This window comes from Micromonospora coxensis, assembly GCF_900090295.1.
Lineage (GTDB): Bacteria > Actinomycetota > Actinomycetes > Mycobacteriales > Micromonosporaceae > Micromonospora > Micromonospora coxensis.
This window is the reverse complement of the sequence record NZ_LT607753.1, coordinates 469,408-487,779: the sequence shown is the minus strand read 5'-3', so window position 1 is coordinate 487,779 and position 18,372 is coordinate 469,408. Positions and strand designations below refer to the sequence as shown.

Annotated in this window: 15 protein-coding genes; 10 read left to right on the top strand and 5 right to left on the bottom strand. The window is 68.7% G+C overall.

The window, feature by feature from the left end:
- The first annotated feature begins 159 nt into the window (after positions 1 to 159).
- The 9 genes from GA0070614_RS02260 to GA0070614_RS02220 all read left to right on the top strand — a co-directional run bounded on the left by GA0070614_RS02260 (position 160) and on the right by GA0070614_RS02220 (position 9,087).
- Positions 160 to 1,377: a family 43 glycosylhydrolase gene (locus tag GA0070614_RS02260; protein WP_197701397.1), complete on the top strand. Its 1,218-nt coding sequence runs from the start codon at positions 160 to 162 to the stop codon at positions 1,375 to 1,377.
- A gap of 176 nt (positions 1,378 to 1,553) precedes the next feature.
- Positions 1,554 to 1,940 carry a YidH family protein gene (locus GA0070614_RS02255; protein WP_088974428.1) on the top strand — a complete coding sequence of 129 codons (387 nt, stop codon included), beginning with the start codon at positions 1,554 to 1,556 and terminating at the stop codon, positions 1,938 to 1,940.
- The gene (locus tag GA0070614_RS30050) at positions 1,937 to 2,263 is read left to right on the top strand and encodes a DUF202 domain-containing protein (RefSeq protein WP_157744883.1); all 327 of its coding nucleotides are present in this window, start codon (positions 1,937 to 1,939) and stop codon (positions 2,261 to 2,263) included. Before GA0070614_RS02255 ends, GA0070614_RS30050 begins: the two co-directional genes overlap by 4 nt.
- Positions 2,264 to 2,547: 284 nt before the next feature.
- Positions 2,548 to 3,795 (top strand): ROK family transcriptional regulator, encoded by a 1,248-nt coding sequence (locus tag GA0070614_RS02245; protein ID WP_197701396.1) that lies wholly within the window; start codon positions 2,548 to 2,550, stop codon positions 3,793 to 3,795.
- 104 nt (positions 3,796 to 3,899) lie between these two features.
- On the top strand, positions 3,900 to 4,631 hold the full coding sequence (locus tag GA0070614_RS02240) for an ABC transporter permease (protein ID WP_088974427.1): 732 nt from the start codon (positions 3,900 to 3,902) through the stop codon (positions 4,629 to 4,631).
- Positions 4,628 to 5,443 (top strand): ABC transporter ATP-binding protein, encoded by an 816-nt coding sequence (locus GA0070614_RS02235; protein ID WP_088974426.1) that lies wholly within the window; start codon positions 4,628 to 4,630, stop codon positions 5,441 to 5,443. Before GA0070614_RS02240 ends, GA0070614_RS02235 begins: the two co-directional genes overlap by 4 nt.
- 19 nt (positions 5,444 to 5,462) lie before the next feature.
- Positions 5,463 to 6,461 (top strand): aliphatic sulfonate ABC transporter substrate-binding protein, encoded by a 999-nt coding sequence (locus GA0070614_RS02230; RefSeq protein ID WP_088974425.1) that lies wholly within the window; start codon positions 5,463 to 5,465, stop codon positions 6,459 to 6,461.
- Positions 6,353 to 8,086, top strand: a complete 1,734-nt coding sequence (locus GA0070614_RS02225) for a sulfatase-like hydrolase/transferase (protein ID WP_456299216.1) — start codon at positions 6,353 to 6,355, stop codon at positions 8,084 to 8,086. The genes GA0070614_RS02230 and GA0070614_RS02225 overlap by 109 nt, the downstream gene beginning before the upstream one ends.
- The gene (locus GA0070614_RS02220) at positions 8,083 to 9,087 is read left to right on the top strand and encodes a formylglycine-generating enzyme family protein (RefSeq protein ID WP_088974423.1); all 1,005 of its coding nucleotides are present in this window, start codon (positions 8,083 to 8,085) and stop codon (positions 9,085 to 9,087) included. The genes GA0070614_RS02225 and GA0070614_RS02220 overlap by 4 nt, the downstream gene beginning before the upstream one ends.
- 142 nt (positions 9,088 to 9,229) lie before the next feature.
- On the opposite strand, the gene GA0070614_RS02215 is transcribed toward GA0070614_RS02220, so the two are convergent.
- From GA0070614_RS02215 to GA0070614_RS02195, 5 genes are all read right to left on the bottom strand, one after another.
- Positions 9,230 to 11,383, bottom strand: a complete 2,154-nt coding sequence (locus tag GA0070614_RS02215; protein WP_088974422.1) for an amylo-alpha-1,6-glucosidase — start codon at positions 11,381 to 11,383, stop codon at positions 9,230 to 9,232.
- A gap of 157 nt (positions 11,384 to 11,540) precedes the next feature.
- Positions 11,541 to 13,238: a glycoside hydrolase family protein gene (locus GA0070614_RS02210; protein ID WP_157744882.1), complete on the bottom strand. Its 1,698-nt coding sequence runs from the start codon at positions 13,236 to 13,238 to the stop codon at positions 11,541 to 11,543.
- A 148-nt stretch (positions 13,239 to 13,386) separates the two neighbouring features.
- A complete protein-coding gene (locus GA0070614_RS02205; protein ID WP_088974420.1) occupies positions 13,387 to 14,214 on the bottom strand; it encodes a carbohydrate ABC transporter permease in 828 nt (275 codons plus the stop codon).
- Between the two features lie 3 nt (positions 14,215 to 14,217).
- A complete protein-coding gene (locus tag GA0070614_RS02200; protein ID WP_231933478.1) occupies positions 14,218 to 15,066 on the bottom strand; it encodes a carbohydrate ABC transporter permease in 849 nt (282 codons plus the stop codon).
- A 97-nt stretch (positions 15,067 to 15,163) separates the two neighbouring features.
- Positions 15,164 to 16,426: an ABC transporter substrate-binding protein gene (locus tag GA0070614_RS02195; protein WP_088974418.1), complete on the bottom strand. Its 1,263-nt coding sequence runs from the start codon at positions 16,424 to 16,426 to the stop codon at positions 15,164 to 15,166.
- Positions 16,427 to 16,991: 565 nt separating this feature from the next.
- Here GA0070614_RS02195 and GA0070614_RS02190 point away from each other — a divergent pair.
- Positions 16,992 to 18,083 carry a LacI family DNA-binding transcriptional regulator gene (locus GA0070614_RS02190; protein ID WP_231933477.1) on the top strand — a complete coding sequence of 364 codons (1,092 nt, stop codon included), beginning with the start codon at positions 16,992 to 16,994 and terminating at the stop codon, positions 18,081 to 18,083.
- Positions 18,084 to 18,372 lie beyond the last annotated feature (289 nt).

Here is an 18,372-nt window from a genome sequence, read left to right as displayed (position 1 = left end):
GCGCAACGATGAAGGGTGTGCACGATGACCGGATTCGGCAACAAGTCGCATATCGATCGACGATCTCTGTTGGCCGGTGTCGCGGGGGTTCTCAGTGTGGCGGCGCTGCCGGCGACCGCGGCGGGAGCGGTTGCGCCGCCGTCGCCGGAGGGAGGCTCGATGCGTCCGTATCCGTCGAACTGGCCGGATCCGCAGCCGTATGGTCTTGCGGACGTCCGGTGGGATCTGTGGCCGCGGGAGGACAACTCGTTCATCCTGCCGCTGGAGTTGCGTCCGCGGGACGAGGAGTTGGGGCGGGTCTGGATCCGCGACACCTATGTCAACTGCTTCCGGGTCAAGGGTCGGCCGGTGTACGTCGCCACGGGGACGACCCGGGCGGTCGGGTTGGACAAGGCCGCGCCGTGGAACGACGGGATCTTCGTGTGGGTGGCCCCGAGCCTGAAGGGTCCGTGGAAGCTGGTCGACACCACCGGTATCCGGCCGGGGGTGGAGAAGGGCAAGGTGTGGTCGCCGGAGTTCGTCGGGGAGAACCGTCCGGGACGCACGGTCGTCGCACCGTGGCAGCAGTACTGGTACGACGAGGAGTTCGGCAAGCGCGGTGAGGCGTGGGCCCCGGAGGTGCACTACTTCCGTGGTCGGTGGTACATCGCCGCCTGCATGGGCGACCACTCGCAGAAGGTCGGCTCCTTCCTGCTCGTCAGCGAAGGTGGGGTCGAGGGACCGTACCGGCTCGTCCAGGGCAACCTGGACAAGCCCTTCGGTGAGTCGTTCAAGGGCGGGCCCAAGTTCATCAAGCCCGGCGCCTACCACCACATCGACGGCAGCCTCTACACCGAGGGTGACGACGCGTGGCTCGTGTTGCACAACGACCTGTACGCGAAGTTCCGCGACGACATGGAGGACATCGTCCCGACGACGAACCTCCCGACCTTCCAGCAGACGCCCTACACCCCCGAGCCGTACCTTGAGGGCGCGTACGTGTACAAGTTCCAGGGGAGGTACTACCTCCTGCACGCCGCCTGGGACCGTACGTCGACCCAGCCCGACGGCACCACGCGCTACGCGTACGACCCGCCGGGTCCCGGCCGGGTGCAGTACCAGTACGACGCGATCGTCGCGGTCGCGGACCGGTTGGAGGGACCGTACTCCGAGCGCTGGACGGCGGGGGTCGGTGCCGGGCACAACAACTTCTTCACCGATGCCGGTGGACGGCCGTGGGCGACGTTCTTCCGCAATCCCAACTTCGGCTACTGGTCCGATCCGTCGCGGATCGCGGACGCCGCCGTGCCGGGCATCGTGCGACTGGAGTGGACCGGCCCGCAGGGCAACCGGCTGTACGTCCAGCGCCGCAGGCCGGGCCACCAGGCAGGCGACTGAACACCTCCGGCACGACGAGCCCCACGGTTGCCCGGACGCCCTGCGCCGACGTCAGGTGACCGCCGGCTTTCGGTGGTCACCTGATGGCCGTCGCGCGCGGCGCCCCTGCCTCCGTTGGTCATGACTCCACCCCTTCGGCCTGTTCATCGGGCCCGTACCCGGTTGTTGGGCGGCAGATGTCGACGCACGGTTCGAACGGACAGGAGCTGCCCGTCCCGTCGGATCGGCGGCGGCCCCGGTGGGTGTACCGCACCGGCTCGGAGCCCGACCCGCGTTTCACCTTCGCCAACGAGCGCACGTTCCTGGCCTGGATCCGGACCTCGTTGGCCCTGATCGTGGCCGGTGTGGCGATACGCGCCCTCGACGATGGCGCGGCAGGACGGGCCGTGGCGGCCCTCTTCGTGGTCCTCGGACTGGTCGCGTCGGTGCAGGCGCTCGGACGGTGGGCGTACAGCGAGCGGGCGTTGCGACGGGGGCGCCCGCTACCCGCCCTTCCGGCGCTGCCGGTGGTGGCCGGCGTGGTGGTCACCGGAGTGGTGATCGTCGTGGCGATGGTGTGGTGACCGCGCGTCAGCTGTGGGATGCCGGCGCCCAGCCCGAGCGCACGGCGCTGGCCTGGTCGCGGACCTCGTTGTCGACCTGCGGGCTGCTGGCTGTGCTGATACGCGTGCTGGCGGAACGTCACCTCCTCCTCGCTGTGGGGATGGCTGTCGCCGGCGCGGTGTCGACGACGGCCGTGGCCGTCGCTGCGGCCCGCCGTTACCGATCGGCCGGTCGCCGGGCGGCCGCCGGCGTGCCGCTGCCCGGGCCGGCGCTACCCGTCGCAGGCACGGTCCTGACGGTGCTCACCGGGGGCGGCGCGTTGTTCTACGTCCTGCTGGGCTGAGGGCGCACGTCCCGCCGTCGGGGTGCCGTCCGCTCCCGGCCGGCAGGCGTCCCCGCCCCCTCGTCGCCCGTCCGGTGCTCTTCGGTGCCGTTCGTCGACGCGTCCTCACGGCGCGGCGCCTCGCCGGTCGCGGGCTGAGCCGGTCTGCTCCGGCGCCAGTATCGCCACTGGTCAGAGCCGGTGAGCCACCCGGTCGAATCGACTTCTGCAGTGACGCGACAGAAATCGCGCTCTTTTCTGTCGGGGCGTTGACGGAAAAAATCTGGAAACCTAGCGTTCGCATCGTGTCAACAACCAGCGGAGCTCACACACTGGTCCGCCGCTCGCACGAGGAACGCGTCCTGCGGATTCTTCAACGCTTCGGCGCGCTCAGCCGTGGGGAGATCGCCAGGCGTGTCGGACTGTCCCGCACGACGGTCTCGGAGATCACCACCGACCTGCTCGGTCGCGGCGCGATCACGGTCGTCGACACGGACGCGAACGAGCGCGCGGGCAGCGGCCGTCCCGCCGAGCGCCTCGCCATCGATCCCGGCTCGGGTCAGTACATGGGGGTGGACTTCGGCCACCGGCGGGTGAACGTGGCGGTCGCCGACGCCGCCCACGAGATCATCGCCACCGGCACCGCGCGATACCCCGAGTCGGCGCAGTGGCCCGAACGACTGTCGGCCGCTTTCGCTCTGGTCGAACGCCTGCAGGTGGACCGCCGGGTGCACTACGGGGCGCTGCAGGCCGTCGGGGTCGGGGTGCCCGGATGGGGCGACCGTTCCTGGGCGGACGGGGTGGCCGAGTCGTTCGCCGACCGCTTCCACGCATCGGTCATCGTGGACAACAACGTCCGGTTCGCCGGACTCGCCGAGGCGCTGCACTCCCACCCCGACACCGTGAACAACCTGATCTATCTCCGGCTGTCCGACGGCGTCGGCGGAAGCCTCGTCGTCGACGGCCGCCTGGTACGCGGCGCCACGAGTTTCGCGGGGGAACTCGGGCACGTCACGGTGGCCGAGGCCGGCACGGCGGCATGCCGATGCGGCAAGCGGGGCTGTGTCGAGACCTTCGCGTCGGCCCCGGCCATCCTCGCGCGTTGTCGTGCCGAGGGCGCCCAGGTCCAGACGATCGACGAGCTGCGGACCGCGGTGGCGATCGCGCATCCCGGGGTCGAGCGGGTGCTGCGCGACACCGGCGCGGTGATCGGGCGTGTCCTGGGCGCCGCGGCCATGACGCTCAACCCGAGCGAGGTCGTGGTCAGTGGCGAGATCGTCGATGTCTCACCGGCGCTCGTGCAGCAGGTGGCGGCGACCATCACGTACGAACTGTCCTGGCAGCCGGAGATGGCTCCGGTCGTCCGTGCCGCCGTGCTCCGCGACGAGGGCGGCGCCCTCGGCGCCGTGGCGGCGCTGTTCCACGAGTCACCCCTTCTGAAGAGCTATCCAGAGGCCGTCCGCGCCCCGTCAGGTGGCCGGACGTCGACCACGAAGGAGCACAACATGGCTGGTCCCGTCGTCAGGGTGGGAGGTGCGCGGTGCCGGTCATGAACACCGACACTCTGCCGGTCGCCGAGCAAGGGACGCCGGCGACCCCCGAGAGCCCCTCCCGGAAGACGTCCAGGCGAGTCGGTCGGTCCGGTCGCAGTCGTACCATGCTGGCGCTCAACGTGGTGTCGATTCTGCTCGGCATCGGTGTCTGGTGGTCGCTGGCACTGGCGGGCTTCCAGTTCCCGACCCCGCCGGAGGTCGTGTCCGCCGCGGTGAAGCTGCTCGCCGACGGCACCCTGCAGACCGACGTGCTGGCCAGCCTCGGCCGGGTGCTGGCCGGCTTCCTGATCGGGTCCGTCGCGGCGATCCTGGTGGGCTTCCTGATGGGCTGGTACGCCACAGCCCGAGCGTTGTTCGAACCGTGGGTGCAGTTCTTCCGGACGATTCCCCCGCTGGCCATCCTGCCGTTGGTACTGGTGCTCATGGGCATCGGAGAGACCCCGAAGATCTTCGTGATCATCCTGGCGGCCTTCCTGGCGTGCGTGATCTCGACCTTCCAGGGCGTGGTCAGCGTCGACCGGACGTTGATCAACGCGGCGCAGGTTCTCGGCGCCCGGGACGGTGCGATCTTCCTGCGAGTGGTCGTGCCCGCGTCCACCCCGTTCATCCTCGTCGGCATGCGGGTCGGTCTCGGCTCGGCGTGGGCGACTCTCGTCGCGGCCGAGTTGCTCGCTGCTCAGGAAGGGCTCGGGCATCGGATGCAGACCGCGCAGTTGTACTACGACCTGCCGACCATCTTCGTCGGCATCGTCTGCATCGGGGTGCTCGGCCTCATCATGGACCGGCTGCTGCTGCTGGCCGGAAACAAACTCACCGGTTGGCAGGAGCGGCGATGACAGACACGGCAGTCTCCAGCAAGATCTCCGTCCGTGACGTCCGCCGGACCTACCAGGTGGGCCGGGAGGAGTTCGTGGCCCTCGGTGGTGTCTCGCTCGACATCGACGACAACGAGTTCGTCACCCTCGTCGGACCGTCCGGGTGCGGCAAGAGCACCCTGATGAACATCCTCGCCGGGCTCGACGAGCCCTCTGCCGGTACGGCGCTCGTCGACGGCGTTGCGGTTCGTGGCCCCGGCCCGGAGCGCGGCGTCATCTTCCAGCAGTACGCGCTGTTCCCGTGGCTGACGGTACGCCAGAACGTGGAGTTCGGGCTCAAGACGGCGCGGGTGCCCAAGGCGGAACGACGGGCTCGGGCCGAGCACTTCATCCAGATGGTCGGGCTCGACCACTTCGCCGACTCGCTGCCCAAGACGCTCTCCGGCGGCATGAAGCAGCGCTGCGCCATCGCCCGGGCGTACGCGGTCAATCCCTCGATCCTGCTGATGGACGAGCCGTTCGGTGCGCTCGACGCGCTGACCCGGGTGAAGCTCCAGGAACAGCTGCTGGCCACGTGGAGCCAGGACCGGCGGACGGTCGTGTTCATCACGCACGACGTCGACGAGGCGGTGTTCCTCGCGAACCGGGTGGTCGTGATGGCCGCCCGACCCGGCCGGATCTTCGACGTCATCGACGTGGATCTTCCGTACCCCCGCACCGAGGAGGTCCGGTTCAGCCCGGAGTTCGCCGCCCTGCGCAACCGGGTCTGGCAGGCCGTCTACCACCAGGACCCGGGCCAGCCGGCCGGCGCCGACCTCACCAACACCCCCTGACCTCGAAGAGGAGCACATCATGAAGCTCACCAGGAGATCTTTCGGCATCGCCGCCGTCACAGCCGTCGCGCTCGCCGCGACCGGATGCTCGGGCGCGGAGTCCGGCGACGACGCGAACGGTACGACGAACGTCCGGTTCGGCTACATCGGCGACTACAACGGCGCCAGCCTGCTCGCCGTCGCCGAACAGGAAGGGATCTGGAAGAAGCACGGCCTCAAGGTCGAGACGCCGGTGTTCACCAACGGGCCGCTGCAGATCCAGGCCCTGGGCGCCGGCGACCTGGACTTCGGCTACATCGGTCCCGGCGCGATGTGGCTGCCCGCCTCCGGCAAGGCGAAGGTCGTCGCGATCAACACCCTCGGCAACGCCGACCGGGTCATCGCGCAGCCCGGGATCACCTCCGTCGAGGCCCTGCGCGGCAAGAAGGTCGGCGTGCCGGAAGGCACCTCCGGGGACATGATCCTCACCCTCGCGCTGAAGCAGGCGGGCATGACCAAGCAGGACGTCGAGGTGGTCCCGATGGACCCGTCGACCATCGTGTCGGCGTTCGTGTCGAAGAAGATCGACGCGGCCGGATTCTGGTACCCCGCCACCGCCACCATCAAGCAGCAGGTTCCGAACCTCGTGGAGCTCGCGAAGAACACCGACTTCGCCGACACGGTCTCCTTCCCCACCGCCTTCGTGGCCGGCAACGACGTGGTGGACAAGGACCGTGGCAAGGCCGAGAAGGTGATCGCCGCGCTGCGCGACGCGATCGAGTTCCGCAGCCAGAACCCCGACAAGACGATCGAGTACACCGCCAAGATGCTGAAGATCGATGTGGCGAAGGTGCAGGCCGACGCCGCGAACTCCCAGGTGCTGTCCCTGGCGGAACTGGACCAGAAGACCACCGACGGCACCATCGGCAAGTGGCTGACCGGCATGAACGACTACTTCGTCCAGGCCGGCAAGCTGACCTCGCCGGTCGACCCCGGCACGTACTACACCGGCGACCTCTTCACGGCGGCCAGCAAGTGACCGATCCTCGCAACATCCTCTTCCTGATGACCGACCAGCACCGGGTGGACACGCTCGGCGCGTACGGCAACCAGCTCGCGGCGACCCCGGCCCTCGACGCACTGGCGCGATCCGGCACCCGCTTCGACCGCTGGTACACCCCGACCGCGATCTGCACGCCCGCTCGGGCGAGCCTGCTCACCGGCCAGGCGCCCTTCCGGCACCGGCTGTTGGCGAACCACGAACGCAACGTCGGCTACATCGAGGACCTGCCGGACGGGCAGTTCACCTTCTCGCAGGCGTTGCGGGAGAAGGGCTACAACTGCGGGCTGATCGGCAAGTGGCATGTCGGGCATCGCAAGCGCGCCGCCGACTTCGGGTTCGACGGCCCGGACCTGCCCGGCTGGCACAACCCCGTCGAGCACCAGGACTACCTCGCCTATCTCGACAAGCACGACCTGCCGCCGTACGAGATCAGCGACCGGGTCCGGGGCGTGCTGCCCAACGGCGGGCCGGGCAACCTGCTCGCCGCGCGCCTGCACCAGCCCGTGGAAGCGACGTTCGAGTACTACCTCGCCACGCGGGCGATCGAGATGCTGGAGCGCTACGCCGCGGACGCCCGGGAGAGCGGGAGGCCGTTCTTCCTGGAGCTGAACTTCTTCGGTCCGCACCTGCCCTACATCATCCCGGACGCCTACTTCGACATGTTCGACCCGCAACTGGTGGAGCTGCCGAAGTCGATCGCGGAGACCTTCCACGGCAAGCCGCCCGTACAGCGCAACTACAGCGCGCACTGGACGTTCGACACCATGCCGATCGAGGTGACCCGGAAGCTGATCGCGGTCTACTGGGGGTATGTCGCACTGATCGACGAGCAGGTCGGTCGGGTGATGGACGCCATGGACCGGCTCGGCCTCACCGACGACACCGCCGTCTTCTTCACCTGCGACCACGGCGAGTTCACCGGCGCGCACCGGCTGCACGACAAGGGCCCGGCGATGTACGAGGACATCTACCGGACCCCGGGCCTGCTCCGCGTCCCAGGGCAGCCGGCCGGCGTCGTGCGGGACGAGTTCGTCAGCCTGCTGGACTGTACGGCGACCATCCTCGAACTCGCCGGCGTCGATCCGGCGCCGGCGGTGGACTCGCGTAGTCTGCTTCCGCTCACCAGCGGTGAGCCGGTGACGTGGGACGACGACATCGTCTGCGAGTTCCACGGGCACCACTTCCCCTATCCGCAGCGGATGTTGCGGGAGGACCGGTACAAGCTGGTGGTCAACCCGGACTCGACGAACGAGCTGTACGACCTCATCACCGACCCGGACGAGTTGAACAACATCTACGGCCACCCCGAGATGACGCCGGTCCGCAGTCGAATGATGCGTCGCCTCTACGATGTGCTGCGGGATCGTGGCGACAACTTCTACCACTGGATGACCTCGATGTACGACGTCGGCGACGTCGCCTACGACCCCACCCTGAGCGGACTGGACGAGGCCAGCTATGCAGGAGCGATGGCGATGAGCGTGGCCGCTGGTGGCCGACGGGAGGATCACCGTCATACCCTCGATCGGACCGGCCGGCATGCGGTGGCGGGTCCGGCCCACCTGGTCGACGGCGATCGCGGCGGGCAGGCGTCGGTATGACCGCCGACCGTCAGCGCCCGGAGGCCGGGGCGTCCCCCGGTAGCTGCTGCTCGCCGCAGCGGTCGCCGGGTGCGACGACGGACCGGCTGCGGATGTCCCTGGAACCCACCGTGCCGGGGCCGGTCCGGACCGGCCCCGGTCGGCATGCGGTCAGCCAGGTCGCACTCGCCGGTGGCGAGTTCCTGATGGGCGACGCGCGGGGGGACGGCAACCGGGGCGACGGCGAAGAGCCCGTTCACCGGGTACGCGTCGGGCCCTTCACCATCGACGCCACCCCGGTGACGAATACCGACTTCGCGGGATTCGTGGAGGCGACCGGGTACCGGACCGAAGCGGAGGCCTTCGGCTTCAGCGCGGTCTTCCATCTCGCGGTGGCGGCCCGCGACGAGGACGTCCTCGGTCGTGCGGCGGGGACGCCCTGGTGGCTCACCGTGCGTGGGGCGGACTGGCGTCGTCCCGGCGGCCCGCTCAGTGCGCTCGACGGTCTCGGTGATCATCCAGTGGTCCATGTGAGCTGGAACGACGCGGTCGCCTACTGTGCGTGGGCCGGCCGTCGCCTGCCCACCGAGGCCGAGTGGGAGTACGCGTCGCGGGGGCTGCTCTCCGGTGCCCGCTATCCGTGGGGTGACGACCTGCTCGACCCCGCCGGTCAGTGGCAGACCAACATCTGGCAGGGGCAGTTCCCCCACCGCAACGACCTGGACGACGGCTATCTGACGACCGCGCCGGTGCGGTCCTTCGCCGCCAACTCCTTCGGCCTGTGGCAGACCGTCGGCAACGTCTGGGAGTGGTGTGCCGACTGGTACGCCGCCGACTACTACTCGTACTCGCCGCCGCTCGATCCGCGAGGGCCCGAGCACGGCTCTACCCGGGTGTTGCGTGGTGGCTCGTACCTCTGCCACGACTCGTACTGCAACAGGTACCGCAACTCCGCACGGTCGTCGAACACTCCTGACTCGTCCATGGGCAACGCCGGGTTCCGTACCGTCGGTCAGGAGTGACGCTCGGCCGCGGCCCGTTGCCACTCGCGTACCCGGCCACGTGCCGGCCGCGGCGGCGGCGCCGACCGCGGACCGCACGGTGGTCGCGGCCCGGCGGCCGTGCGTGCCCGGGCAGCCCGCCCGGGCACGCACGGCCGAGAGGTCAGTCGGGTGATGGTCGGACCGATCCGGTCGTGCCGGTCGCCTCGATGTCCCAGCGGCGGCCGAGGGCCAGGATTCGGGACACGTGCAGCCGTCCGACCTCCGCCGGTACCTCGGGATCGACGACCAGGCGCCCGTCGACGGCGTCCAGACCGAGCATCGCCCGGACCAGGGTCACGGGTACGGCCGCTGCCCACGCCTGCGGGCTGCACGCCGTCGGGTACGGGACGGCGACCCGGGTCCGCTGCCGGTCGAAGCCACTGAGTGCCTCGGGCAGGCGGAAGTCGAATTCCGCCGCGGCGTCGAGCAACGCCAGGGTCACCCGGTTCGCCTCGTCCCGGAAGCCGTAGCGGACGAGGCCGAGCACCGCGAGCGCGTTGTCGTGCGGCCAGACGGTGCCGAGGTGGTACCCGATGGGGTTGAACGGCACGTCGTCGTGGGACATCGTGCGGATGCCCCAGCCCGAGAACATCGCCGGGGAGGTCAGTTGGCGGGCGACCTGCCCGGCCCGATCGGGTGTGACGATGCCGCTCCACAGCAGATGCCCGAGGTTGGAGGTGAGCGAGTCGATCCGGTGCTTGTCGCCGTCGAGGCCCACCGCGTAGTAGCCGCCCCTCCCGTCGATCCAGAAGTCCCGGTTGAAGCGCTCGTACAGGTCGTGGGCCTGGGCGCGGAGCCGTGCGGCCAGCTCCGGGTCGCCGAGCGGGCCGTCGGCCAGATCGGCGATTCGGCGTTTGGCGTCGTACGTGTAGCCCTGCACTTCGCAGGTCGCGATGGGCAGGACAGGCATGCGGCCGTCGGCGAAGCGGATACCGTCCGACGAGTCGCGCCAGCACTGGTTGCCCAGTCCCTCCGGTGAGCGGGTCGCGTACTCGACGTAGCCGTCCCCGTCGCGGTCCCCGTAGTGGTCGATCCAGTGCAGGGCGGCGGTGATGTTGTCGCGCAGCGCTCGGACGAAGTCGTCGTCCATGGTCCAGCGCCAGTACTCCGACAGCAGGATCAGCCAGAGTTGGGTCGCGTCGGCCGCGCCGTAGTAGGGCCGGTAGGGCATGGCTCCCCGCCGGGTCAGTTCGCCGTGGCGTACCTCGTGCAGGATCCGGCCGGGCTCCTCGTCGGTGAAGTCGTCACAGGTACGGCCCTGTGACTGGGCCAGTGCCAGCAGGGCGCCCTTGGCCAGGCGGGGGTTTCCGGCGATGGTCTGGAAGGCGGTGAGCAGCGTGTCGCGTCCGAAGAGGGCGAGGAACCACGGCATGCCCGCAGCCGGCAGGGCGAGCCGCTTGCCGTCGCCGTCGAACTCCAGGCGCAGCGCGGTGAGGTCCCACCGGGAGCGCATCGCCACCCGATTCAACGTCGTGTTGTCGCTGTGCAGCGACGGGCCGCCGGCGAGCCAGTTCCGCGCCGGGTGCTCGACCCGGTTGTGGAACACGTCGTCGATGTCGGCGCGGACCGACGGGGCGGCGTGGACGCTGCGCGGTAGGAGCAACTCCGCGTCCAGGGTCCATGGCCGGCGACATGCCAGCGTCAGGTCCCACACCAGCTCGTCGCCCTCGATCCGGTCCGCCGGCGGATCGACGCGCAGCCGACTCTCGGCATGAAATCCCTCCCGCTCGTAGCGGAAGCACAGCCCGCTCCCGTCCAGCTCGTGGTCCCGCCGGATCCAGGACGAACGGTCGGTCACGGCCGACTTGATCTCGAACAGGTCGGCGAAGTCCGTCCCCACGGCCAGGCGCAGCTCGCACCGGACCGGATCGCCGAGGAAGCTTTCGATCTCGACCCGTTCGTGCATCGCGTCCCCGATGTGGCGCAGCCGCCGGATGGACAGGGAGTCCGCGGGTATACCCGGCATCGCGGGATGGGTCAGGATGAACTGCCCCAGGTAGTACTCCAACACGGTGGAGCGCAGGGTCATCAGTCGAGCGCCGTTGAGCGTCAGTTCCCAGCGGTTGAGCAGCCGGGTGTCCGCGTGGACGAGACCGCCGATGGTCGTGGTCGGTACGTCGCCGGTCTGGTCGGAGTACATGAAGGTGGCCCCGTTGACCAGCGCGATCGCGTTCGGCCCCAGCTCCGGGGGTAGCGCGCGCGCCTGAGCCTGTCGCAGTTCGGTGTTCGCCAGGTGCGGCAGTGGCTCCACGGGAGTGGGACGCGGACTCGCCATGCCCCCGAAGCTAACGGCGTACCCGCTCGGTGCCGTCACCCGGAGCGGGTGAATTCCGCAGGGAGCGGGGCACGACGCCACCCGGACCGGGTGACCGCGAGGTCACCCGGCCCGGGTGCCGGTGCGAGCGTGGAGATCCGGTTGCGGTGCTGGTGGATCAGTTGAAGGTGAGGTTGGGGCTGCCGGTGATGTCGAAGCCGCCCGTGCTCGTGGCGTTGCCGGCGGTGATCGTGGTGCCGCCGATCTTGAGGTTCGTGATGGTCAGTTCGAGGGGGGCCTTCGACTGCCGGACGAGGTTGCGGGGGAGGTCCTTGGCCCCGTTGCCCCTGAGCTGGTTGATCTCGGCGACGGTGTAGAGCTTGTCGACGGTGGTGTCGGTGAGCTTGACGCCCCTGAAGGCCTGGCTGGCCGAGGTGTTGGAGAGGGCGACGACACGAGTGGTGGGGCCCATGATGCGGGTGCCGTCGATGGTGAGGTTGGAGATGGTGCCGGAGCCGCCGGCCTCCTGGTAGTTGAGCAGGCCCCAGTTGGAGTTGGTGCCGGTCCATTCGGCGTGCAGCAGCGTGTTGTTCGTGGCGGTGATGTTGGAGATGGTCTTGGCGAACCAGCCGAGCTGGAAGACCGCGCCGTTGTCCATCTGCCACAGGGTGTTGTTCTTGATGGTGGCGTTGGAGCTGTACAGCTTGAAGGCGTCGTCGAAGGCGGAGACGAAGGAGTCGCTGATGGTGGTGCCGGTCATGGCGGGGATGCCGTCGCCGTTCCAGCCCCAGTTGCCGAGCACCTTGACGTCGCTGACGGTGCCGGTGAACCGCGACTCGTCGTCGCCGGGCTTGGCGGTGATCTCGTTGTCCCGGTGGCCGGTGACGACCCAGTGCGGAGCGTTGACCACGGTCACGTCGTGGAAGCGGAACTTGTTGGTGCCGAGCTGCACCATCTTGACGGTGTGCTCCCAGCAGTCGTAGCTGCACGAGGTGGCGCCGCCGGTGCGCTTGTCGGCGCGCCAGTTGAACTGTTCGCCGGAGAGGACGCCACGGCCGGTGAGGGTGAAGCCCTCCTGGGTCGACTTGCTCACCGTGGCGGAGTCGACCGCGCCACGGACGTAGGCGCCGTTGGCGAGGTGGACTCGCTGCACCGAGTCGGGCACCGCCCAGTAGCCGAGGTCGTGCACGCCGCGGGTGAAGAAGACGGTCGTCGCGGCAGCGGCCTTCGTGCGGTCGAACGATTGACCCGGCTTGACCACGTAGGTGTTCGGTGCCGTCCGGGACGGTGCGGGGACGGCGGTCTCGGTGTCGTCGGCGAACAGCAGCATGCCGTCCAGCGGTAGCTGCCGGAGCGTGTCGTAGCGGTTGTCGATGAACTCGACCGACAGCTTCGCCTTCGGCTTGTTGACCCGAATCTCGATCTTGCGCTGGGCGAGGTTGCGGCTCACCACGGTGAAGTCGCCGGTGCCGCGGACCTTGATGTCGGTCACCGGTCCGGCGGCGGCGGTGCGGGTCACCGTGACCACGGGCCTGGTGCCGTCGGCGAACCAGAACGACGACCAGCTGAACGACCGGTTCTCCGCCCGGGCGTGGTCACCGCCGTCACAGTTGGTCGACGGGCACGTCCGCGGCTTCGGCGCCGACCGGTACACCGACGGCGTCTTGCCGCCGACCTGCACGGCGTAGATGGACGACTTCGCTGACGCCGGCAGGGCCGGTGTGTTCGCGACGCCGACCTGACCGGCTGCGGCGGCTGCGGCGGCCGGCACCGGCAGGGCCTCCTGCTGCTCCGCATTGGCGGTGGTGACGCCGGCGACGGCCAACCCGCCGACGACGGCGACGCCCAGGGTCAGGGCCCCGAGTCGTCTGGTCATTGCAGCCATAACCTTGCTCCTTCGGTGGTGGGGGCGGTTGCCCGTCGGGTCCGGATGCGAGTGACCGTGACCGCATCGTCGAGGAACACTCGGGAGACGACAGGGAGGTTTCAGGACGACCGCTGTATTCGTCGCGGATGTGGATGAACTACTTCTCGGCGCCGGCGATCATGCCCTTGATGAAGTGCCGTTGCAGGACCAGGTACGCCAGCAGGATCGGAGCCATTGCCATCAGTGCCGCGGCGGCGGCTGCCCCGAGGTTGCTGCTCTGCTGGGAGAAGAAGGCTCCGATGGCGGGCGCGATGGTCCGGACCTCGTCGGTGGTCAGCATGTAGACCGACATCTGGTAGTCGTTCCAGATGAAGACCCCGGTCAGGATCGCCACCGTGGCGGTGACGGGCTTGAGCAGCGGCAGGACGATACGGAAGAAGACCCGGAAGGTGTCGGCGCCGTCGACCCGGGCGGCCTCCTCCAGCGCGGTCGGCACGGTCCGGATGAACGCCGTGTAGAGGAAGACACTCAGCGGCAGTTGCCCGGTGACCAGGATCAGGATGATTCCCCAGTAGGTGTTGACCCCACCGAGCTGGTTCATCATCGAGTAGAGCGGCACGAGCACACTCAACGGTGGCACCATGATCGATCCGATCATCAGCACCATCACCGCCCGGTTGACCCAGGTGCCACGCCGGGCCAGTGGATAGGCGGCCAGTGCGCCGAGCAGGCACACCAGCACGGTGGAGACCGAGGTGACGGCGATGCTGTTGCCGATGGCCCGCAGGATCCCGCCCTGCTCCAGGGCCGTACGGAAGTTGTCCAGGTAGATCTGCCCGGTGGGCGGCATCCACTGCGAGGAGAGGTCGCTCTTGGGTTTCAGTGCCGTGGTGAGAGCGACATAGAAGGGGACGAGCTGGATGACCGCGAACGACATCAGGAAGATGCCTGCGGCTGTCCGGAACAGTCGGTGTCGGGTCAGCATTGCTCAGGCCTCCACTCGACGCCGGTTCAGCGCGCTGTTGAGCACCAGGGTCAGCGCCATGATCAAGGCGAACAGGGTGACGCCCATCGCGGCGGCGTAGCCGGCGCTCTGTGCGTTGAAGTACGTCAGGCCGATGAAGGTGGACACCGAGTTGGTGGAGTAACCCGGGCCGCCGCCGGTCAGCACCTTGATGACGTCGAAGAGCTTCAGCCCGCCGATCAGGTTGATCACGATGCTGGTGGCGAAGGCGGGTTGCAGCAGCGGCAGGGTGATCCGGCGGAACAGCGCCCAGCCGGCGGCGCCGTCGAGTCTGGCGGCCTCGTAGTACATGCCGGGGATCGACTGGAGTCCCGCCAGATAGATGATCATCGAGAGGCCGACGAACTGGATCGTGTTGACCACGACGATGATGGCGATGGCGCCGTTGGTGCTGCTCAACCACGCCTGCTGCGTTCCGCCCAGGGACACCACGATGTCGTTGAGCGCCCCGTTGTCGTACTGCAGGAGCAGGTAGTAGATGGTGCCCATGATGACGGGGGAGACCAGCACCGGCAGGTAGATGATCGCCCGGAGCAGCCCTCGGGCCCGCATGGGCCGGTCCAGCGCGAGGGCCAGCCCGAGACCGAGGATCTGCTGCAGCACCGTGCTGCCGACGGCGTAGATGAGGGTGTTCCAGAACACCGTTCGGAAGGTGTCGTCCGAGAACAGCCGCTGGTAGTTCTCCACTCCGACCACGTTGTGGTCGGGGCTGTAGCCGTCCCAGTCGGTGAACGAGAGCCCGATACCGTTGAACAGCGGATACACCGTGAACACGAGCAGGAGCGCCACCGCGGGCAGATAGAGGACGTTCACCGTCCCGCGTTGCCGGCGCCGAGTCCTGCTGGTCGGGCGGTGCGTCGCGTCCGTCCTGCGACGCACCGCCGAATCGATCGTCCCGTTCACCATGTCGTCACTTGGCCTGCGCGGTGAGGTTGGCGAAGTCGCTCTTGACCTTGCCGACGCTGTCGGCGACGCTCGACTGCTTGGTCACCACGGCGTCGGTGGTCTTGACGATCGTGTCCCAGGCGCCGTTGGGCATGTACACGCGGTCGAAGTACGGCACGGTCGGTACGGTGCCCGGCTTGACGTAGGTGTCGTAGCTGGCCTGCAGGCCACCCAGGTCGGACGTCGCGTTGGTCAGGCCGGGTGCGGAGCCGGACGCCTTGGCCAGCTTGGTCAGGTTCTCCGGCTGGGCGAGGAAGGCCACCAGGTCCTTGGCCGCCTTGGCGTTCTTGGTGTCCTTGTGGATTCCCAGGGCGTTCTTCTCGCCGCTGATCAGGTACGGCGCCGCACCGCTGGCAGTCGGCACCGGCATGAACCCGATCTTGGCATCCTGCTTGTACTCGAACGCGGAGGTGGCGACGAAGTTCATCAGGAAGCTGAAGCCCGTCTTGCCCTCGGCCAGGGCGCGCGCCACGTTGTCGGTGGTCGCCGAGCTGTAGTCCTTGTTGAGCAGGCCCTTGTCCCGGAAGCCGGCGACGGTGTCCAGCACCTTGGTGTAGCTGCCCTCGACGAACGTGCCCTGCTGCATGTTCTTCAGTTCGGCGTCGCTGAAGATCCCCGGGGCGATCCAGTCGACGAAGAGTCCGGTCGGCCACTGGTCCTTGCCGGCGGCGTAGATCGGCGTCTTGCCCTTGGCCTTGATCGCGGTTGCCGCCCGGTTGAAGTCGTCCCAGGTCTTGATGTCGTCGGGCTGGAAACCTGCCTCGGCGAGGACGTCGGCGTTGTAGAGGATGCCCGCGATGTCGGTGTCGACCGGCATGGCGTACAGCTCGCCGTTGGGGCCGAGCATCGCCGGCTTGAGGGCCGGGGCGAGGTCCTTGGCCCAGGGCTCGTTCTGCAGCGGCATGAGGAACTTGCCGTAACGCAGCAGGGACCAGCCGTGGGTCATCCAGATGTCCGGGATGTTGCCCGAGGCGAGGCGAACCTTCAGGTCGCCCTCGTGGTCGGTGCTCGACGGCACCAGGTTGACCTTGACGCCGGAGTTGTCGGCCTCGAACTTCTTGACCAGTTCCTGGTACTGGACGTAGAGCGGCGAGTCCACCGCGGTGCCGGTGAGGAACTCCAGGGTTCCTCCGTCACCGCTGGTGCTGGAACTGCCGCCGCCGGTGCAGGCCGTGGCGAACAAGGTCAGCGCGGACAGTGCGGCGGTGAGTGCGAGACGTCGTTTCATGGATGCGTCCTTTCCGAATGGGCGGACCCGTGTCCGGTCCACCGATTGGCGCGCCGCTGCCCGAGTCGAGGTGCCGGTCCGCGCCGGAGCGGAGAAAGAGAACGGAGTCGACCTTGGCCGGGGTGGGCCGGGCGAGGTCGAGTCCTTGGCTGTCCCGTCGGTGGCGACGCCGAGGTGTGGCGCCGCTGGTCGTGTTACCGATCACATTTGTGGTGAGTGTTGTCGAGTGAAAGATGCCAGTCAAGCTGCGCGCTCGTAACGGTTGGGTTACGAAGCTGCGTGGCACGGTGATCGGTCACGGGGTGGGCGCCGCCATTCCGTTCGGGCGTTGCGTGTGAACGCTCTCATGGCCCGGCTCCGGCGGTCGCGGCGGCATCCGGTGTGCAACCGATGGACGATAGCTGCGCGGATCCGGCAGGTCGGCGTTCGCGGCTTCGGGTGTCGACGGGGGATATGTGATCGGTAACTTGCTGCAGTGCGATCACTGGGTGACGAAGGGTGAGTGCTCGGCAATGCCCGGTGACGCCGTGTCCGCTCGGGCCTGGGCGACCGATGAGCGATAGATGTGACCGTTCAGCTCGCGCCCGTTGGCGGAGTGTCCCTGGCCTGTTACGGTACGGCCATGACATCACGAGCGCCGGCGCGCAGCGACGGCGTCGAGCAGCGACGCGCGCCCGTCATGCGCGACGTGGCACGGCTGGCTGGCGTGTCCCACCAGACAGTCTCCCGAGTGCTGAACGGGCACGCGAGCGTCAGCGATGCCGCGCGGGAGCGTGTCGAACTCGCCATCGCGCAACTCGGCTACCGTCGAAACGTCAGCGCGCGTGCGTTGATCACCAAGCGGACGATGACGCTCGGCGTCATCAGCGTCTCGGCGCAGCAGTACGGTCCGGCGAGCACCCTCTTCGGCATCTCTCAGGCGGCGCGGCGGGCCGGCTACTTCCTCAGCGTCGCCGTGCTGGACACCATGGACCGCACGTCGATGCGCGAGGCGATCGACCATCTCATGGCCGCCGCCGTGGACGGGGTGGTCGTCATCGCGCCGGTCGCTGCCGCCGTCGAGGCGGTGGCCACCGTCCCGAGTACCGTGCCCCTGGTCATGGTGGAAGCGCGCGACGGTGAGCAGTCCGTCGCCGGCATCGACCAGGTCGGTGGCGCCCGCACCGCCACTCGTCATCTGCTCGACCTCGGCCACCGCACGGTCGTGCACGTACGCGGACCGCTCGACTGGTTCGAGGCTGATGCCCGCGCTCGTGGCTGGCTCGCCGAGTTGACCGCAGCCCGGGCCCCCGTTCCCGAGATACTGGTCGGCGACTGGTCGGCCCGCTCGGGTTACCAGGCGGGCCGCCGGATCCTCGAACAGCCGGACGTCACCGCGGTTTTCGTCGCCAACGACCAGATGGCCCTGGGCGTGCTGCGCGCCTTCGACGAGGCCGGTCGATCGGTTCCCGGGGACATCAGCGTCGTCGGCTTCGACGACCTGCCTGAATCGGAGCTGTTCCATCCACCGCTGACCACCATCCGGCAGGACTTCGCCGAGGTCGGCCGGCGGTGCATCGCCGAGATCGTCGCCCGGATCGAAGGGACGACCCCACCATCAGGGGGTCTGATCATTCCTGAGCTGGTCGTCCGGGACAGCACCGCCCCGCTCGCCTGAGATGAGGCAGCCCGGCCTGCGCAGCCGCACCGTGTGCCGCGTGCACCGAGGAAGCAGCCGCGTCAGGCCGGCGTCATCCGCTCGTCCGCTGGCTGGCGACGGTATTCCCACCGGTCGGTGAGCATGTCCTCGTGGCGTCCCTGCGGCGCCACTGCCGTAGGGAGCGGTTGCACTCGAACTGTGCGCCGATCGGCTGCTCCCTGGCCGCCTCGGATCTCGGCAGCGGACGGCCGTCCGCCAGGTTGGCCCGGGCGAGGGTGGAACGGCGGCGGTCCGGCGGGGTGATTCC

Bases quoted from the DNA above. Each gene is read 5' to 3' on its own strand.
- GA0070614_RS02210 (WP_157744882.1), bottom strand. From the start codon at position 13,238: ATGACCAGACGACTCGGGGCCCTGACCCTGGGCGTCGCCGTCGTCGGC.
- GA0070614_RS02240 (WP_088974427.1), top strand. From the start codon at position 3,900: ATGCTGGCGCTCAACGTGGTGTCGATTCTGCTCGGCATCGGTGTCTGG.
- GA0070614_RS02215 (WP_088974422.1), bottom strand. From the start codon at position 11,383: ATGGCGAGTCCGCGTCCCACTCCCGTGGAGCCACTGCCGCACCTGGCG.
- GA0070614_RS02220 (WP_088974423.1), top strand. From the start codon at position 8,083: ATGACCGCCGACCGTCAGCGCCCGGAGGCCGGGGCGTCCCCCGGTAGC.
- GA0070614_RS02205 (WP_088974420.1), bottom strand. From the start codon at position 14,214: ATGCTGACCCGACACCGACTGTTCCGGACAGCCGCAGGCATCTTCCTG.
- GA0070614_RS02255 (WP_088974428.1), top strand. From the start codon at position 1,554: ATGTCGACGCACGGTTCGAACGGACAGGAGCTGCCCGTCCCGTCGGAT.
- GA0070614_RS02195 (WP_088974418.1), bottom strand. From the start codon at position 16,426: ATGAAACGACGTCTCGCACTCACCGCCGCACTGTCCGCGCTGACCTTG.
- GA0070614_RS02260 (WP_197701397.1), top strand. From the start codon at position 160: ATGCGTCCGTATCCGTCGAACTGGCCGGATCCGCAGCCGTATGGTCTT.
- GA0070614_RS02230 (WP_088974425.1), top strand. From the start codon at position 5,463: ATGAAGCTCACCAGGAGATCTTTCGGCATCGCCGCCGTCACAGCCGTC.
- GA0070614_RS02235 (WP_088974426.1), top strand. From the start codon at position 4,628: ATGACAGACACGGCAGTCTCCAGCAAGATCTCCGTCCGTGACGTCCGC.